We start from the raw sequence: 16,743 nt of genomic DNA on the forward strand, positions 1-16,743 counted from the left end.
ACCACCCCTCCTGCCGTGCCCACCGAACACCGACGAGGAGGAAGCCCGGATGTCCCGTAGGGAAGAGACGGAGCAGGAGGCCGCAGCGCCGCCGACACACATGCCGGACACGGCGACGCTCGGAGTCGGCATGATCGGATACGCGTTCATGGGCGCCGCCCACTCACAGGGGTGGCGCACCGCGGGACATGTCTTCGACCTGCCGATGCGGCCCGCTCTCGCCGCGATCTGCGGACGCGACCGGACCGCTGTCGACGCCGCCGCCGCCCGCCACGGGTGGGCGGCGGCCGAGACCGACTGGCGTGCACTGATCGCCCGGGACGATGTGCAGCTCGTGGATATCTGCACACCCGGCGACAGCCATGCGGAGATCGCCATAGCGGCCCTGGAGGCGGGCAAGCACGTGCTGTGCGAGAAGCCGCTCGCCAACACCGTCGCCGAGGCGGAGGCCATGGTGGCGGCGGCGGAACGGGCCGCCGCGCGGGGGCAGGTGGCCATCGTGGGCTTCAACTACCGCAAGGTGCCCGCGATCACCTACGCCCGCACCCTGATCGCCGAGGGCCGGCTCGGCGCCCTGCGGCACGTACGGGCCACCTACCTCCAGGACTGGCTGGTCGATCCCGAATCGCCCCTCACGTGGCGGCTCAAGCGCGAGCAGGCCGGGTCCGGCGCGCTGGGCGACCTCGGGGCGCACATCGTGGACCTCGCCCAGTACCTCACGGGCGAACTGCTGGTGGGTGTGTCGGCCGTCAGCGAGACCTTCGTACGCAGCAGGCCCGTCCTCGCCGGGCCCCGGGCGGGCCTCTCGGGGGCCGGTGACAGCAGCGCCCGGGGGGCGGTCACCGTCGACGACGCCGCCCTGTTCACCGGCCGGCTGGCCTCCGGGGCACTGGCCTCCTTCGAGGCGACCCGGATGGCGGCTGGCCGCAAGAACGCGTTGCGCCTGGAGATCAACGGAGAGCTCGGCTCGCTCGCCTTCGATCTGGAACGGCTCAACGAACTCTCCTTCCACGACCACACCGAACCGGCGGTCAGCGCGGGATTCCGGCGCATCCTCGTCACCGAGCCGGAGCACCCCTACCTGGAGGCGTGGTGGCCGCCGGGCCACGGCCTCGGCTACGAGCACACGTTCGTCCACCAGGCCGCCGACGTCGTGCGCACGATCGCCACGGGATCGGCTCCCATGCCCTCCTTCGCCGACGGGCTCCAGGTGCAGCGGGTGCTCGCCGCCGTGGAGGAGAGCGCCGAGAAGAACTCCGTCCTCACCCCGGTCCCCTTCTAGGAGGTCCTGCGCATGCCCCGTCCCTTCACGCTCTTCACCGGTCAGTGGGCCGACCTGCCGCTGGAGGAGGTCTGCCGGCACGCCAGGGACTTCGGTTACGACGGGCTCGAACTCGCCTGCTGGGGAGACCACTTCGAAGTCGACAAGGCACTCGCCGACCCGGGTTACCTGGACGGGCGGCACGAGCTGCTGGAGAAGTACGGACTCACCTGCTACGCGATCTCCAACCATCTGGTCGGGCAGGCCGTCTGCGACAACCCGATCGACGAGCGTCACCAGGGGATCCTGCCGGCCAGGATCTGGGGCGACGGTGAGCCGGAAGGCGTACGCCTGCGGGCGGCCGAGGAGATCAAGAACACGGCCCGCGCCGCGGCGGCGTTCGGCGTGGAGACCGTCATCGGTTTCACCGGCTCGTCGATCTGGCACCTGGTCGCGATGTTCCCGCCGGTGCCGCCGCACATGATCGAGCGCGGTTACGAGGACTTCGCCGAGCGCTGGAACCCGATCCTCGACGTCTTCGACGCGGAGGGGGTGCGCTTCGCCCACGAGGTGCACCCGAGCGAGATCGCGTACGACTACTGGACAACACACCGCGCTCTGGGGGCCGTTGACCACCGGCCCGCCTTCGGGCTGAACTTCGACCCGAGCCACTTCGTGTGGCAGGACCTCGATCCGGTGGGGTTCCTGTACGACTTCCGGGACCGGATCTACCACGTGGACTGCAAGGAGGCGCGCAAACGCCTCGACGGACGCAACGGCCGGCTCGGCTCGCACCTGCCGTGGGGCGACCCGCGGCGCGGCTGGGACTTCGTCTCGGCCGGCCATGGTGACGTGCCGTGGGAGGACGTGTTCCGGATGCTGCGGTCCATCGGGTACGAGGGGCCGATCTCCGTCGAGTGGGAGGACGCGGGGATGGACCGGCTGACGGGGGCGCCGGAGGCGCTGGCCTCCCTGAAACGGTTCGACTTCGACCCGCCTTCGTCGTCGTTCGACGCGGCGTTCGGCAGCGCGGACTGAGGGACCCCGGGGCCGGCCGGCCACGCAGGGGCTCAGCACCCCGGCCTCCCTCCTCGACCGTCGGAGGGGGCCGGGGGTGGGCCGGGGGGTGGCCGGCCTCCCGGACGTCCTCGAACGACGGTCGGGCGGTCCGGGGGCGCGCCCGAGGTGATGGCCGGATGCGGCCCCGGCAACCGTCCGGCGGCCGAGAGCACCGTTCAAACCCGCCCGCCCGGCGTCCGCGAACCGGGGCTCGGAGTCGAGCCGCCGGGCGCTCACGGCTGCCCGGAACCACCTTTGTCCTGGCGCGGGAAAAAGTACAACTGCCCACCGCACAAGGGCTTTCCGTCCCGGACGAACAGGTCTACCGTCCCATTGGTGTACACGACACGACTCGCGTCAGCGGAGCCCGTCCGGCCCCACTGATGTGCGCGGCAGTCCCCGCGCTGCACGGCCACGGCTCCACCCGCCCGTTCAACCGGCACTCCCCGGAGGACACTCGTGCACAGAACCCGAACCCGATTTCGCGGCCGACAGCACACCGGATTCGTCAAGTCCCTCGCCCTGCTGACCGGTGGCCTGCTCACCGCGACGACCCTCGCCCTCGGGGTCGCACCCGGCGCCTCGGCGGGCCCGCGTACCGACAACGCCGCCGACGCGGCGGCCGCCGAGGACTTCCAGCAGGTCACTCTCGCCAAGGGCGGCGCCGAGACCGGTGAGCCCATGTCGCTCGCCGTCCTCCCCGACCGCAGCGTCCTGCACACCTCGCGCAGCGGCGAGCTCCGCATCACCGACAGCGCGGGCAACACCAGGGTCGCCGGCACAATCCCCGTCTACTCCCACGACGAGGAGGGACTCCAAGGCGTCGGCATCGACCCCGGCTTCAGCGAGAACCGTGCGATCTACCTCTACTACGCACCCCCGCTCGACACCCCCGCCGGTGACGCACCGGCCAACGGGACGGCCGCCGAGTTCGCGAAGTTCGACGGAGTGAACAGGCTCTCGCGCTTCGTACTCAACGCGGACGGCACCCTCGACAACGCCAGCGAGAAGAAGATCATCGACATCCCCGCCACCCGGGGGATCTGCTGCCACGTAGGCGGCGACATCGACTTCGACGCGCAGGGCAACCTCTACCTCTCGACAGGCGACGACTCCAACCCGTTCTCCTCGGACGGCTTCACGCCGATCGACGAGAGCCCGGACCGCAACCCGGCGTACGACGCCCGGCGCACCTCGGGCAACACCAACGACCTGCGCGGCAAGATCCTCCGGATCAAGGTCGCGGCGGACGGCTCGTACACCGTGCCCGAGGGCAACCTCTTCGCGGCAGGTACCGACAGGACGCGGCCCGAGATCTACGCGATGGGCTTCCGCAACCCGTTCCGCTTCTCCGTCGACAAGGCGACGGGCATCCTCTACGTCGGCGACTACGGTCCCGACGCCGGTGCCGCCGACCCGGCGCGCGGACCGGCAGGACAGGTCGAGTTCGCCCGGGTCACCAAGCCCGGCAACTTCGGCTGGCCGTTCTGCACGGGCGACAACGACCCGTACGTCGACTACGACTTCGCCACCAAGACGTCCGGCACCGCCTTCGACTGCGCCGCACCGAAGAACACCTCCCGGCACAACACGGGCCTGGTGGACCTGCCTCCCGCGGAGACCGCCTGGATTCCGTACGACGGTGACTCCCTGCCCGAGTTCGGCAGCGGCTCCGAGTCCCCGATGGGCGGGCCCGTCTACCACTACGACCCGGACCTCGACTCGCCGGTGAAGTTCCCCGAGGCGTACGACGGCGACTTCTTCGCCGGAGAGTTCGGCCGGCGATGGATCAAGCGCGTCGAGCACGACAGCGACGGAGCCGTCCGGTCCATCAGCCCCATCCCGTGGACCGGCACCCAGGTGATGGACATGGCCTTCGGCCCTGACGGGGCGCTGTACGTCCTGGACTACGGCACCGCCTGGTTCGGCGGGGACGAGAACGCCGGGCTCTACCGCATCGAGAACGCCACAGGCGGACGCTCACCCGTCGCCGAGGCGAGCTCGAACAAGACCTCCGGCACCGCACCGCTCAGGGTCGCCTTCTCCTCGGCCGGCACATCGGACGCGGACGGCGACACCCTCACCTACACCTGGGACTTCGGCGACGGCGGCAGGTCGACCAGCGCCAATCCCACGTACACGTACAGGAAGAACGGCACGTACACCGCGACCGTCACCGCGAAGGACCCCAGCGGCCGAACCGGTTCGGCGAGCGTCCACGTGACGGTCGGCAACACCGCACCCACCGTGAGGCTCGAACTGCCCGGCGAGGGGCAGCTGTTCACCTTCGGTGACGAGATTCCCTTCAAGGTCACCGTCACCGATCCCGAGGACGGCGCCATCGACTGCTCCAAGGTCGCGGTCCGCTTCATCCTCGGCCACGACAGCCACGGCCACCCCGTCACCACGGTCAACGGCTGCAGCGGCGTCATCAAGACCGAGGCAGACGGCGGGCACGACCCGAACGCCAACATCTTCGGAGTCGTCGACGCCTCGTACACCGACGGCGGAGGCGGCGGCCAGGCCGCGCTGACCGGCAGCGACCAGGCGCAGCTCCAGCCGCGCCACCGCCAGGCCGAGCACTACAGTGCCCAGTCCGGTGTCGCACCGCAGGACAAGGCGAGCGCACACGGCGGCAAGACCGTCGGGGACATCCAGAACAACGACTGGATCTCCTTCAAGCCCTATCTACTCACCGGCTCCACCAAGCTCACCGCCCGGGTTTCCTCCGCCGGAGCGGGCGGCTCGCTGGAGGTACGGACCGGTTCGCCCACCGGCACCCTGCTGGGTTCCACGACCGTCCCGGTGACGGGCAGCTGGGACACCTTCCAGAACGTCGACGTGTCCCTGCGCAACGTTCCCAGGCGGACCACGGAGCTCTTCCTGGTCTTCAAGGGCGGAGCCGGAGCGCTCTACGACGTCGACGACTTCGAACTGTCGTCGGCCGCGCCCCAGGCGGACGCCAAGCGGGTCCTGGTGTTCTCCAGGACCGGCGGCTTCCGTCACGACTCCATCCCGGCGGGTATCACCGCGCTCAAGGAGATCGGCAGCGAGAGCGGCATCACCGTCGACGCGACCGAGGCGGCCGGCCAGTTCACCGCGGCCAACCTGGCACGCTACGACTCCGTCGTCTTCCTCTCCACCACCGGTGACGTCCTCGACAGCGACCAGCAGAAGGCGTTCGAGGACTACGTGGCCGGCGGAGGCGGATACATGGGCGTCCACGCCGCCGCCGACACCGAGTACGACTGGGAGTTCTACGGCGGACTCGTCGGCGCGTACTTCGCCTCGCATCCGCAGATCCAGCCCGCCACCGTACGCGTCGAGAACCACGACCACCCGGCGACGGCCCACCTCGGCGAGGCCTGGGACCGCACCGACGAGTGGTACAACTACCGCACCAACCCCCGGGACAAGGCCCAGGTGCTCGCCACGCTGGACGAGACCAGTTACACCGGCGGCACGATGAAGGGTGACCACCCGATCTCCTGGTGCCAGACCTACCGGGGTGGCCGTTCCTTCTACACCGGCCTCGGCCACACCAAGGAGTCGTACGCCGAACCGGACTTCCGCAAGCACCTCCTCGGCGGAATGCGCTACACGACCGGTCAGGCCACGGCCGACTGCAAGCCCGACACCGGCTACCGGACGATCTTCAACGGGAAGACGCTCGACGGCTGGAAGCAGGCCGGCCCCGGACAGTTCGCCGTCGCCGACGGTGAGCTGCGCACCGAGGGCGGCATGGGGATGCTCTGGTACCAGGCCAAGGAGCTGAAGTCCTACTCCCTGAAGCTCGACTGGAAGATGGCAGGCGACGACAACTCCGGAGTGTTCGTCGGTTTCCCGGCCTCCGACGATCCCTGGTCGGCCGTGAACAACGGCTACGAGGTCCAGATCGACGCCACCGACGCGGCCGACCGCACCACGGGCGCCGTCTACGGCTTCAAGTCGGCCGACCTCGCCGCGCGTGACCGGGTCCTCAAGCCGCCGGGGGAGTGGAACAGCTACGAGGTCCGGGTCGAGGGCGAGCGCCTCCGGGTGTACCTCAACGGCGTGAAGATCAACGACTACACCAACACCGATCCGGTCCGCAGCCTGAGGAACGGCTACATCGGCCTCCAGAACCACGGAGCCGACGACCAGGTGTCCTTCCGCGACATCCGGCTGAAGCAGCTGCCCTCGGCGTAGGGCGGCACCCGACCGACGACGGGCGGGGGAGTCCGAGGCCCCCGCCCGCCGTCCCCACACAGCCGCACATCACCGCCTCGTACCCATCTCGCTCCACTGTGCTCCACCGTCCCAGGAGCCCCAGCCAGGGAGGCAGCCCGTGACCGCACAAGCCGTCCGTACCGGAGTCTGGTTCATCGGAGCACGCGGCTCCGTCGCCACCACCGCCACCGCGGGGTGCGCCGCCATCGCGGCCGGGCTCCATCCGGCGACAGGCATGGTCACCGAGACGCCGCCCTTCGCCGACAGCGGACTGCCTCCGCTCAACTCCCTGGTCTTCGGCGGCCACGACACCATCGACTGTCCCCTTCCGAAGCGGGCCGAAGCACTCGCCGCAGGAGAGGTCCTGCCGTACGGTCTGCCGTCGGCGGTGCGCGCCGAACTGACGGCCGCCGACGCGGAGATACGCATCGGCGGCCCCCTCCCCGGCGACACCCGCACCGACGAGCAGCTCATCGACGCGTTCGCCGCGGACCTCGACGCCTTCGCCCGCTGCCACGACCTGGCACGCACGGTCGTCATCAACGTCGCCTCCACGGAACCCCTGCCCCGGGAGGGCGACGCACGCCTTCCCGCCAGCTCCCTGTACGCGGCGGCCGCGCTCCGGGCCGGCTGCCCGTACGTCAACTTCACCCCGTCCACGGGCCTGCGCAGCCCGGCCCTCCGGGAGGCCGTCGACGGCTGTGGGCTTCCCCACGCGGGACGCGACGGCAAGACGGGCCAGACGCTGCTCCGTTCCGTGCTCGCCCCCATGTTCGTGCAGCGCGCGTTGCCGGTACGGGCTTGGTCGGGTACGAACCTCCTGGGCGGCGGTGACGGGGCGGCGCTGGCCGACCCGGCGGCGGCAGCGGCCAAGAACGCGGGCAAGGAACGCGTGCTGGCCGACACGCTCGGCACCGCCCCGGAGGGCGAGGTGCACATCGACGACGTCCCGGCGATGGGCGACTGGAAGACGGCGTGGGACCACATCGCCTTCGACGGATTCCTCGGCTCGCGGATGATCCTCCAGACGATCTGGCAGGGCTGCGACTCGGCTCTTGCCGCCCCCCTGGTCCTCGACCTGGCCCGGCTGCTGGCCCGCGCCCACGAGAACGGCCTCACCGGGCCCCGCCCGGAACTCGGCTTCTACTTCAAGGACCCGGACGGCGGACCGGCCGCCCTGTCCGAGCAGTACGCGGCGCTGCTGGCCTTCGGCGAGCGGCTGCGGGGCGAGCGATGAGGCTCAGCCGCCTGGGCGGCGCGGCGGGGCTCCTGCTGGCCCTGGCGGCCGTGGGGGTGAGCGCCGCCCGCGGCGCTCGCGCCGCGCGGTACGGCTCCGCGCCGTCCTGCTCCGAACCGGCGCGTTCCGTGGCGTCCGCCTCCGCGCGGTTCGACTGCGCGCCGGCGAGTGCCGCGCCCACAGACGGCCTGTCCGGTACGGGTGGGACTGCGCCCGCGCCGGACAGGCCTCGCACGAAGATCGGCCGGAGCGGTGCCGGGCCCGCTCCGGCAGGGTTCCGCGACCGGGCGGGTGCGTGGGCGGAGCTGCTGAGGGTGTCGGCGCTGTTCACCGTGCCTGGCGACGCCCTGGCCGGAGCGGCGGCGTCGGGCCGCGGGCCCAACCGGGGCACCGCGCTGGCCATCGGCGCGTCCCTCTGTCTGTACGAGGCGGGGATGGCGCTCAACGACTGGGCGGACCGCGAGGAGGACGCCGTGGACCGCCCCCACCGCCCGATCCCGTCGGGCCGCATCACCCCGGGCGCCGCACTCGCCGCAGCGGGTGCGCTGACGGCCGCGGGTCTGGCCCTGGCCGCGCGAGCCGGTCTCCCCTCGCTCACCGTGGCCTCGGGCCTCGCGGCCACGGTGTGGTCCTACGACCTGTACCTGAAGCACACAGGGGCGGGCCCCGCCGCAATGGCGACGGCCCGCTCCCTGGACCTGCTCCTCGGTGCGACAGCGACAGCGACAGCGACTGCCACTGCGACAGCGACCTCGACAGTGACTGCGGCAGCGACCGCGGCGACACCAACGGCAGCGGCGGCGAGGAAGACGGCGGCGACGACGGCCGTCGCCGCCGTCCCGCCACCGCCCAGAGCTCCCGCGCCGCAGCCGGCCGTGCGCTCCGCCCTCCCCGCCGCCGCGCTCCTCGGCGTGCACACCTACGCCGTCACCGTCGTCTCCCGGAGCGAGGCGCAAGGCGGCTCCACCGCCGCGCCGCTGAGCGCGCTCGCCGTGAGCGTGGCACTCGGCTCCGCCGTCGCGAGCGATTTCCGGCGACCGGGAGGCACCGGCGCGGGGCCTCAGCTCAGCGTGCCCCCCTCAGGGCGCCCCGCCGGCGCCCCCGCCCGCCTCCTCCTCACCGCCTTCGCCGGTGCCTACCTCCGTACCGCCGCGCTCCCCGCCCTGCACGCCGCACTCAACCCGTCCCCGCCCCTCACACAACGCGCCGTCGGCGGTGGCATCCGCGCCATGATCCCGCTCCAGGCCGCCCTCGCCACCCGCGCAGGTGCGCCGGTCACCGGGCTGCTCCTCATGGGGCTCGTCCCCCTGGCGCGCAAGCTCGCACGGAAGGTGAGCCCGACATGACGCTCCACTTCGGTTACGGCACCAACGGGCTCACCGACCTCCGGCTCGACGACGCCCTCGGGCTGCTCGCCGACCTCGGATACGAAGGCGTCGGGCTGACCCTCGACCACATGCACCTCGACCCCCTCGCCCCGGACCTGGCCGCCCGCACCCGCCACGTGGCGCGCCGGCTCGACGCCCTCGGGCTGGGCGTGACGATCGAGACCGGCGCCCGCTACGTCCTCGACCCGCGGCGCAAGCACGGCCCGCCGCTGCTCGACCCGGACCCCGACGCCAGGGCGGCCCGTACCGCACTGCTCGTCCGGGCCGTCGACATCGCCGCCGAGCTCGGCGCACACGCCGTCCACTGCTTCAGCGGAGTCGTCCCGCCCGGCACCCGAGCCGGAGCTCAAGCGGCGGCCGGGGAAGGGGACGGAACCACCACCGCCGTCGCCTGGCAGCGACTGGCCGACGCGCTCGCGCCCGTCCTCGACGCCGCCACCCGCACCGGCGTCCCCCTCGCCATCGAGCCCGAGCCCGGCCATCTCCTGGCCACGCTCGCCGACTTCCACCACCTCCGTGCCCTCCTCGGAGACCCGGAACCCCTCGGTCTCACCCTCGACATCGGCCACTGCCAGTGCCTCGAACCAGCCGCGCCCGTCGACTGCGTCATGGACGCGGCCCCCTGGCTGCGCCACGTCCAGATCGAGGACATGCGCCGCGGTGTGCACGAGCACCTGCCCTTCGGCGACGGCGAGATCGACTTCCCGCCCGTCCTGGCGGCGCTCGCCGAAGCGGACTACCGCGGCCTCACCGTCGTCGAACTGCCCCGCCACTCGCACGCCGGTCCCGAACTCGCCCGCACCTCGATCGAGTTCCTGCACAAGCACAGCCCGTCGAGCCGCTGAACCCGACGAAGGGAGCAACGCCATGCCGATGACCCCGCTGCTGACCCGCGAGGAACTCGACGCACAGCTCGGCGGAGCCGCGCGCGCCTGGCTCGACGAAGCCTTCGCCGAAGCCGGACACGCGGCCGTGCACGCCGCCGAGCAGCCGGAAGCCGGCTCATCCTTCGCCGCGCCGCCCTGGGAGCTGCGGTACGCCGCCGCCGGCCGGTACTGCGGACTCGACCACGCCGACTCGGTACGCGCCCTGCTGCTCGTCGAAGCCCGCGCCGAAGGGGCCGCCCTCACCAGGCTCTACGAGCAGGGCACCGCTGCGGAACGCCGCGCCGTGCTCCGTACCCTGCACCGGCTCGACATCGGCCCCGCCGCCCTGCCGCTCGTCGAGGACGCCCTGCGCACCAACGACACCCGGCTCGTCGCCGCCGCCGTCGGCCCGTACGCGGCCACACATCTCGACGCGCACCAGTGGCGCCACGCCGTGCTCAAGTGCCTGTTCACCGGAGTCCCCGTGGACTGCGTCGACGCACTGGCCCGGCGGTCGAGGGGCGACGCCGAACTCGCCCGGATGCTCACGGACTTCGCCGCCGAACGCACCGCGGCGGGGCGGGACGTCCCCGCCGGACTCGCGCACGTACTCAGCTTCACCGCTCCCGCCCCCACGGTTCCCCCGGAGGAGTCCTGATGCGCATCTTCGACCCCCACATCCACATGACGTCCCGCACCACGGACGACTACAGGGCGATGTACGACGCGGGTGTCCGCGCCCTCGTCGAACCGTCCTTCTGGCTCGGTCAGCCGCGCACCTCGCCGGCCAGCTTCTTCGACTACTTCGACGCCCTGCTCGGCTGGGAGCCCTTCCGCGCCTCCCAGTACGGCATCGCGCACCACTGCACGCTCGCCCTCAACCCCAAGGAGGCGAACGACCCCCGCTGCGTCCCCGTCCTCGACGCCCTGCCCCGCTACCTCGTCAAGGACTCCGTCGTCGCCGTCGGCGAGATCGGTTACGACTCCATGACCCCGGCCGAGGACATCGCCCTGGCCACACAGCTCCAGCTCGCCGCCGGCCACGGACTGCCCGCCCTGGTCCACACCCCGCACCGCGACAAGCTCGCCGGTCTGCACCGCACCATCGACGTCGTCCGCGAGTCCCACCTCCCCCCGGAGCGGGTGCTGCTCGATCACCTCAACGAGACGACCGTGCGGGACGCCGTCGACAGCGGCTGCTGGGCCGGCTTCTCCATCTACCCGGACACCAAGATGGACGAGGACCGCATGGTCACGATCCTGCGGACCTACGGCACCGAGAAGATCCTCGTCAACTCGGCCGCCGACTGGGGACAGAGCGACCCGCTGAAGACCCGCAAGGTCGCGGACGCGATGCTCAAGGCCGGTTTCACGGAGGACGACGTCGACCAGGTCCTCTGGCGCAACCCCGTCGCCTTCTACGGCCAGAGCGGCCGCCTCCAGCTCGACATCGCCGCCCCCGACCCCCTGCACGAGGGGAACTCCATCCTGCGCGGCGGGGAGTGAAGCGATGCGCTTCCGCCACCCCGACGGCTCGACCGTCCACCTCTCGTACTGCACCAACGTGCACCCGGCGGAAACCCTCGACGGCGTGCGGGCGCAGCTGCGCGACCACTGCGAACCGGTACGCAGACGTCTGGGCCGCGACCGGCTGGGCATCGGTCTGTGGCTCGCCAGGGACGCCGCCCGGTCCCTGATCAACGACCCCGCCGCACTGCGGTCCCTGCGGGCCGAGCTGGAGCGCCGCGGCCTCGAAGTCGTCACGCTCAACGGATTCCCGTACGAGGGGTTCGGCGCCGAAGAGGTCAAGTACCGCGTCTACCGGCCGGACTGGACCGACCCCGAGCGCCTCGCCCACACCACGGACCTCGCGAGGCTCCTCGCCGCGCTGCTCCCCGACGACGTCACCGAAGGCAGCATCTCCACCCTGCCCATCGCCTGGCGCACCCCCTACGACGGCGACCCCGACGCGGCACGCACCGCGCGCGCCGCACTCACCACCCTCGCGCAGCGCCTCGACGCCCTCGCCGAACTGACCGGGAAGTCCATCCGGATCGGCCTCGAACCCGAACCGGGCTGCACCGTGGAGACCACCGCCGACGCCATCGCCCCGCTCACCGCGATCGGCCACGACCGCATCGGCATCTGCGTCGACACGTGCCACCTCGCCACCTCCTTCGAAGACCCGGACGCGGCACTCGACGCCCTCGCCGGGGCCGGGGTCTTCGTCGCCAAGGCCCAGCTCTCCGCGGCCCTGCACGCCGAGCACCCCCACCTGCCCGAGGTGCGCACGGCTCTCGCCGCCTTCGCCGAACCGCGCTTCCTGCACCAGACCCGGACGCGCGACTCCGCGGGACTTCGTGGCACGGACGACCTCGGCGAGGCGGTGAACGGCCGGGCGCTGCCGGACAGCTCCCCGTGGCGCTCCCACTTCCACGTACCCCTGCACGCACCCCCGGCGCCCCCGCTGACCTCCACCCTGCCGGTGCTGCGGTCCACCCTGACCCGGCTCGTCGGAGGGCCGCTGCCCCTGACCCGACACCTGGAGGTCGAGACGTACACCTGGCAGGCGCTTCCGGCCGAGCTACGCCCCCGTACCCGCACCCAGCTCGCCGACGGTATCGCCGCCGAGCTCACCCTCGCCCGGGACCTCCTGGTCGACCTCGGTCTCAAGGAGCTCCCGTGACCTCACCCGCAGCAGGCACCGCCCCCGAAGCGGACACCGCACCCGGAACAGCCCCCACCCCCCTCCTGGTCCTCGACGTCGTCGGACTCACCCCCCAGCTCCTCGACCACATGCCCAACCTCCGGGCACTGGGCGCCCGAGGTGCCCGGGCACCGCTCAGTACGGTGCTCCCCGCAGTGACCTGCGCCGCCCAGTCCACCTTCCTCACCGGCACGACCCCCGCCGAACACGGGATCGTCGCCAACGGCTGGTACTTCCGTGAACTGGGCGACGTCCTCCTGTGGCGCCAGCACAACGGGCTCGTCGCGGGCGACAAGCTGTGGGACGCCGCCCGCCGCGCCCACCCCGGCTACACCGTCGCCAACATCTGCTGGTGGTACGCGATGGGCGCCGACACCGACTTCACGGTCACCCCGCGCCCCGTGTACTACGCCGACGGCCGCAAGGAACCCGACTGCTACACCCGGCCGCCCGCGCTGCACGACGAGCTCACCGAGAAACTCGGCACCTTTCCCCTCTTCCACTTCTGGGGTCCAGGCGCCGACCTGGTCTCCTCGCAGTGGATCATCGACGCGACCCGGCACATCCTCGCCACCCGCGCCCCCGACCTGGCCCTCTGCTATTTGCCGCACCTCGACTACGACCTCCAGCGCTACGGCCCCGACGATCCGCGCTCCCACCGTGCGGCCACCGAACTCGACCGGGCCGTCGCCCCCCTGCTCGAGGACGCCCGGCTCCAGGGACGCACGGTCGTCGCGCTCTCCGAGTACGGGATCACCCGCGTCGACCGTCCCGTCGACATCAACCGCGCCCTGCGCCGCGCCGGCCTGCTGGAGGTCCACACCCAGGACGGCATGGAATACCTCGACCCGATGGCCTCACGCGCGTTCGCCGTCGCCGACCACCAGATCGCACACATCTACGTGCGCCGCCCGGAGGACATCGATGCCACCCGGGAGGCACTCGCCGGGCTTCCCGGCATCGAGCAACTCCTCGACGACGAGGGCAAGAAGGCCCACCACCTCGACCACCCGCGCTCGGGGGAACTCGTCGCCGTCGCGGAGCCGGACTCCTGGTTCACGTACTACTACTGGCTCGACGACGACCGAGCCCCCGACTTCGCGCAACTGGTCGAGATCCACCGCAAGCCCGGCTACGACCCCGTCGAACTGTTCATGGACCCCCAGGACCCCTACGTCCGGGTCAGGGCCGCGAGCGCCGTCGCCCGCAAGAAGCTCGGAATGCGCTACCGCATGGCGGTCGTCCCGCTCGACCCCTCACCCATCCGCGGCAGCCACGGCCGCCTGCCCACGAGCGACGACGAAGGTCCGCTCATCCTCTGCTCCACCCCCCACGCGTTCACCGGCCGCGTCCAGGCCACGGAAGTGAAGTCCCTGCTCCTCCGGCTCGCCGGACTGTACTGAGCCCCCGCTCACTCACCAAGGGAGTTACCTGATCATGAGCCGCACCCCGAAGGACGCCGAACTCGCACACAGGCTCAGCCGCCGCAACGTCCTGGGCGTCGTCGCAGGAGCCACCGCGGCGACCCTCCTTGGCACCGCGACCGCCGAGGCCCGCGGCAGGAGCCGTGCCGTCCTTCCCCCCGGCCGTCTCGGCATCCAGCTCTACAGCCTCCGTGACAAGGTCTCCACACTCGGATTCGCCCCCGTGTTCGCCGAGTTGGAGAAGTACGGATACGACGAGATCGAGTTCGCCGGATACTCACAGGGATCGGCCGGTGCCATCACTCTGGCCCAGTTGAAGCAACTGGCCCGGGACCACGGGCTGAACCCCATCGGCAGCCACGTCGGTTACTACGACAACAACAACCCCGGTGCCTACACCTTCGCCCAGAACCTCACCAAGGTCCTGGACGACGCGGAGGCCCTGGGCCTCAGGCACATCGGTACGGCCTCCGGCCCCTTCCGCTACGGCTCGACCGTCGACGGCTGGAAGCGGGCGGCCGAGGAGTTCAACACCTACGGAGCCGCGGCACGCAAGCGCGGGATGAAGTTCTACCAGCACAACCATGCCGAGGAGTTCTCCTTCGCCACCGACCAGCCGGGTGTACGGCTCTACGACGTCCTGCTCGCGGAGACCGACCCCGACCTGGTGTATCTGGAGATGGACATCTACTGGGCGTACGCCGCCCAGTTCCGCTTCGGCAAGAAGGCGGACGGCACCCCGGCACCCTTCAACCCGGTCGACTACGTGCTCAGGCAGCCCGGCCGCTACCCGCTCTTCCACGTGAAGGACGGCATCCGGGACGACACGGCGCGCGACGGATACCGGATGTCGGACGTCGGCGACGGTGACATCGACTACAAGACGTTCCTCAGCCGCGTCACCGCGCGCACACCGAACGGCCGCGCCTACCACCACTGGCAGACCGAGCACGACAACCCGGCCGAGTCCTTCGCGTTCGCCCGCAAGTCCAGCGAGCACCTGCACTCGCTGCGGGAGAGGTGCGGCGAGTAGCCGCGCGGGCCGCACAGGACCGGCCCCGGGGAGCGGACGCTCCCCGGGGCCGGCGCCGGTCGTGCCGGCGTCAGTCCGTCTCCCGGCTGATGGGCATCGGATTGGGTGTGACCCTCTTCCCCGGACCTCGCCCCTTTCTCGGACGGCCGGGCGCGGTGAGGAACAGCGCGATGAACGCGGCGAACAGCGAGATCGACCCCGCCAGCGTGAAGGCCCCGCTGTGGCCCCAGTTGTCCACCACGACCTTGCCCATGCCTGCTCCGAGCAGGCCGGACACCAGCTTGGAGCTGTACACCAGGCCGTAGTTGGACGCGTTGTTGTTCTCGCCGAAGTAGTCGGCCGTCATGGCCGCGAACATCGGGAAGATCGCGCCGCCGCCGAATCCGGAGATCGACGAGAACAGCAGGAACAGCGGCAGGTTCTCCATGTCGGCCGCCCACAGGATCCCGTACTGCGAGAGTCCCAGCACGACGCAGACGAAGATCAGGCACCTCTTCCGCCCGTACCGGTCGGAGAGCCAGCCGATGACACCGCGCCCGGTGCCGTTGACGATCGCCTTCAGCGACATGGCGGTCGCGACGATCCCACCGGCGAATCCGGCCTCCTTGCCGATGTCCACCTGGAAGGCGATGCCGAAGATGTTCACGCCCGACGTGCACAGCAGACAGAACCACATGAGCGCCACCCGCCCGGTGCGCCAGGCCTCACCGGGGGTGTACTGCTTGACCGCGGGCGGGTTCATCGCCAGGGCGCGACGGGCCCGCGGGTCGTCCGGCGGCCTCAGCGGGTCGATCTCCGCGGGCCACCAGTTCTTCGGCGGGTCCTGGAAGAAGTGACCGGCCACGGCCACCGTCGCGGCCAGGAACAGACCGACGGCGACCAGCACCCAGCGGAAGTTCGTCAGGTCCATGTAGCTGGTGAAGAGGAAGACGAAGGGCACGGAACCATAGGCGAACCCGCCGTTGACGAAGCCGGTCTTGCCACCCTTGCGCTCCGGGTACCACTTGCCGACCATGTTCACGCAGGTCGCGTAGACCATGCCTGCGCCCATACCGCTGAACATGCCGAACCCGACGTACGCGACGACCACATGCGGCGCGAACGCGAGCGAGAGATATCCGAGCAGGGTGCCGAGTGCGCCGAACATCATCGCCCAGCGGGCGGGCAGTCTGCCGCTCTCCCTGAGCTTGCCGGCGGGGAAGGCCACCGCCGCCTGGAAGAAGACCCACACCCCGAGCATCCAGAAGATGTGCCCGCTGCTCCAGCTGTGTGCGATGTGCAGGGTGTCCTCGGCCGACGCGAATGCGTACTCGGCCGAGCTGATGCCCATCATGCCGATCCACGGCAGGATGACCATCCACTTGCGCTTGCGGCCCATGATGTCCATATCGGTCTCGCCGATGCGGTACATGCGCCCGTTGGCGTCCGTCACCTCCCTGTAGGTGGCGGATGTCGTGATGTCTGTAGTCGCCATGTCGATCGAACCCCTTGCGTGGAAGAAGTCTGGCCGGCGCCCCCTGCCCGTTCTCACTTCGCGCCGGGGTCTGCGGCCGCGCGGT

12 protein-coding genes are annotated in these 16,743 nt (G+C 71.1%); 11 read left to right on the forward strand and 1 reads right to left on the reverse strand.

Annotated elements, in window-relative coordinates; all coding sequences use genetic code 11:
- Window positions 1-49: 49 nt before the first annotated feature.
- The 11 genes from AB0C82_RS10305 (at window position 50) to AB0C82_RS10355 (ending at window position 15,184) form a co-directional block, all read left to right on the forward strand.
- Window positions 50-1,282 carry a Gfo/Idh/MocA family oxidoreductase gene (locus AB0C82_RS10305; RefSeq protein WP_362838578.1) on the forward strand — a complete coding sequence of 411 codons (1,233 nt, stop codon included), beginning with the start codon at window positions 50-52 and terminating at the stop codon, window positions 1,280-1,282.
- Window positions 1,283-1,294: 12 nt separating this feature from the next.
- Window positions 1,295-2,299 (forward strand): sugar phosphate isomerase/epimerase family protein, encoded by a 1,005-nt coding sequence (locus AB0C82_RS10310; protein WP_362838581.1) that lies wholly within the window; start codon window positions 1,295-1,297, stop codon window positions 2,297-2,299.
- Window positions 2,300-2,779: 480 nt separating this feature from the next.
- Window positions 2,780-6,508 carry a ThuA domain-containing protein gene (locus AB0C82_RS10315; protein ID WP_362838583.1) on the forward strand — a complete coding sequence of 1,243 codons (3,729 nt, stop codon included), beginning with the start codon at window positions 2,780-2,782 and terminating at the stop codon, window positions 6,506-6,508.
- Window positions 6,509-6,647: 139 nt separating this feature from the next.
- Complete coding sequence (locus tag AB0C82_RS10320; protein ID WP_362838586.1) at window positions 6,648-7,766, forward strand: inositol-3-phosphate synthase; 1,119 nt, start codon at window positions 6,648-6,650, stop codon at window positions 7,764-7,766.
- Window positions 7,763-9,112: a UbiA family prenyltransferase gene (locus tag AB0C82_RS10325; RefSeq protein WP_362838588.1), complete on the forward strand. Its 1,350-nt coding sequence runs from the start codon at window positions 7,763-7,765 to the stop codon at window positions 9,110-9,112. Before AB0C82_RS10320 ends, AB0C82_RS10325 begins: the two co-directional genes overlap by 4 nt.
- Window positions 9,109-9,999, forward strand: a complete 891-nt coding sequence (locus AB0C82_RS10330; protein ID WP_362838591.1) for a sugar phosphate isomerase/epimerase family protein — start codon at window positions 9,109-9,111, stop codon at window positions 9,997-9,999. Before AB0C82_RS10325 ends, AB0C82_RS10330 begins: the two co-directional genes overlap by 4 nt.
- Window positions 10,000-10,021: 22 nt before the next feature.
- The gene (locus tag AB0C82_RS10335) at window positions 10,022-10,678 is read left to right on the forward strand and encodes an EboA domain-containing protein (protein ID WP_362838594.1); all 657 of its coding nucleotides are present in this window, start codon (window positions 10,022-10,024) and stop codon (window positions 10,676-10,678) included.
- A complete protein-coding gene (locus tag AB0C82_RS10340) occupies window positions 10,678-11,526 on the forward strand; it encodes a TatD family hydrolase (protein WP_362838597.1) in 849 nt (282 codons plus the stop codon). The genes AB0C82_RS10335 and AB0C82_RS10340 overlap by 1 nt, the downstream gene beginning before the upstream one ends.
- Before the next feature lie 4 nt (window positions 11,527-11,530).
- On the forward strand, window positions 11,531-12,706 hold the full coding sequence (gene eboE / locus AB0C82_RS10345; protein ID WP_362838599.1) for a metabolite traffic protein EboE: 1,176 nt from the start codon (window positions 11,531-11,533) through the stop codon (window positions 12,704-12,706).
- Window positions 12,703-14,130 carry a nucleotide pyrophosphatase/phosphodiesterase family protein gene (locus AB0C82_RS10350; protein WP_362838602.1) on the forward strand — a complete coding sequence of 476 codons (1,428 nt, stop codon included), beginning with the start codon at window positions 12,703-12,705 and terminating at the stop codon, window positions 14,128-14,130. The genes eboE and AB0C82_RS10350 overlap by 4 nt, the downstream gene beginning before the upstream one ends.
- A gap of 34 nt (window positions 14,131-14,164) precedes the next feature.
- The gene (locus AB0C82_RS10355; protein WP_362838605.1) at window positions 14,165-15,184 is read left to right on the forward strand and encodes a sugar phosphate isomerase/epimerase; all 1,020 of its coding nucleotides are present in this window, start codon (window positions 14,165-14,167) and stop codon (window positions 15,182-15,184) included.
- A 70-nt stretch (window positions 15,185-15,254) separates the two neighbouring features.
- Here AB0C82_RS10355 and AB0C82_RS10360 read toward each other — a convergent pair whose 3' ends face one another.
- A complete protein-coding gene (locus AB0C82_RS10360; RefSeq protein WP_362838607.1) occupies window positions 15,255-16,658 on the reverse strand; it encodes an OFA family MFS transporter in 1,404 nt (467 codons plus the stop codon).
- Between the last annotated feature and the right edge of the window lie 85 nt (window positions 16,659-16,743).

This window comes from Streptomyces sp. NPDC048560 (assembly GCF_040650955.1).
Classification (GTDB): Bacteria; Actinomycetota; Actinomycetes; order Streptomycetales; family Streptomycetaceae; genus Streptomyces.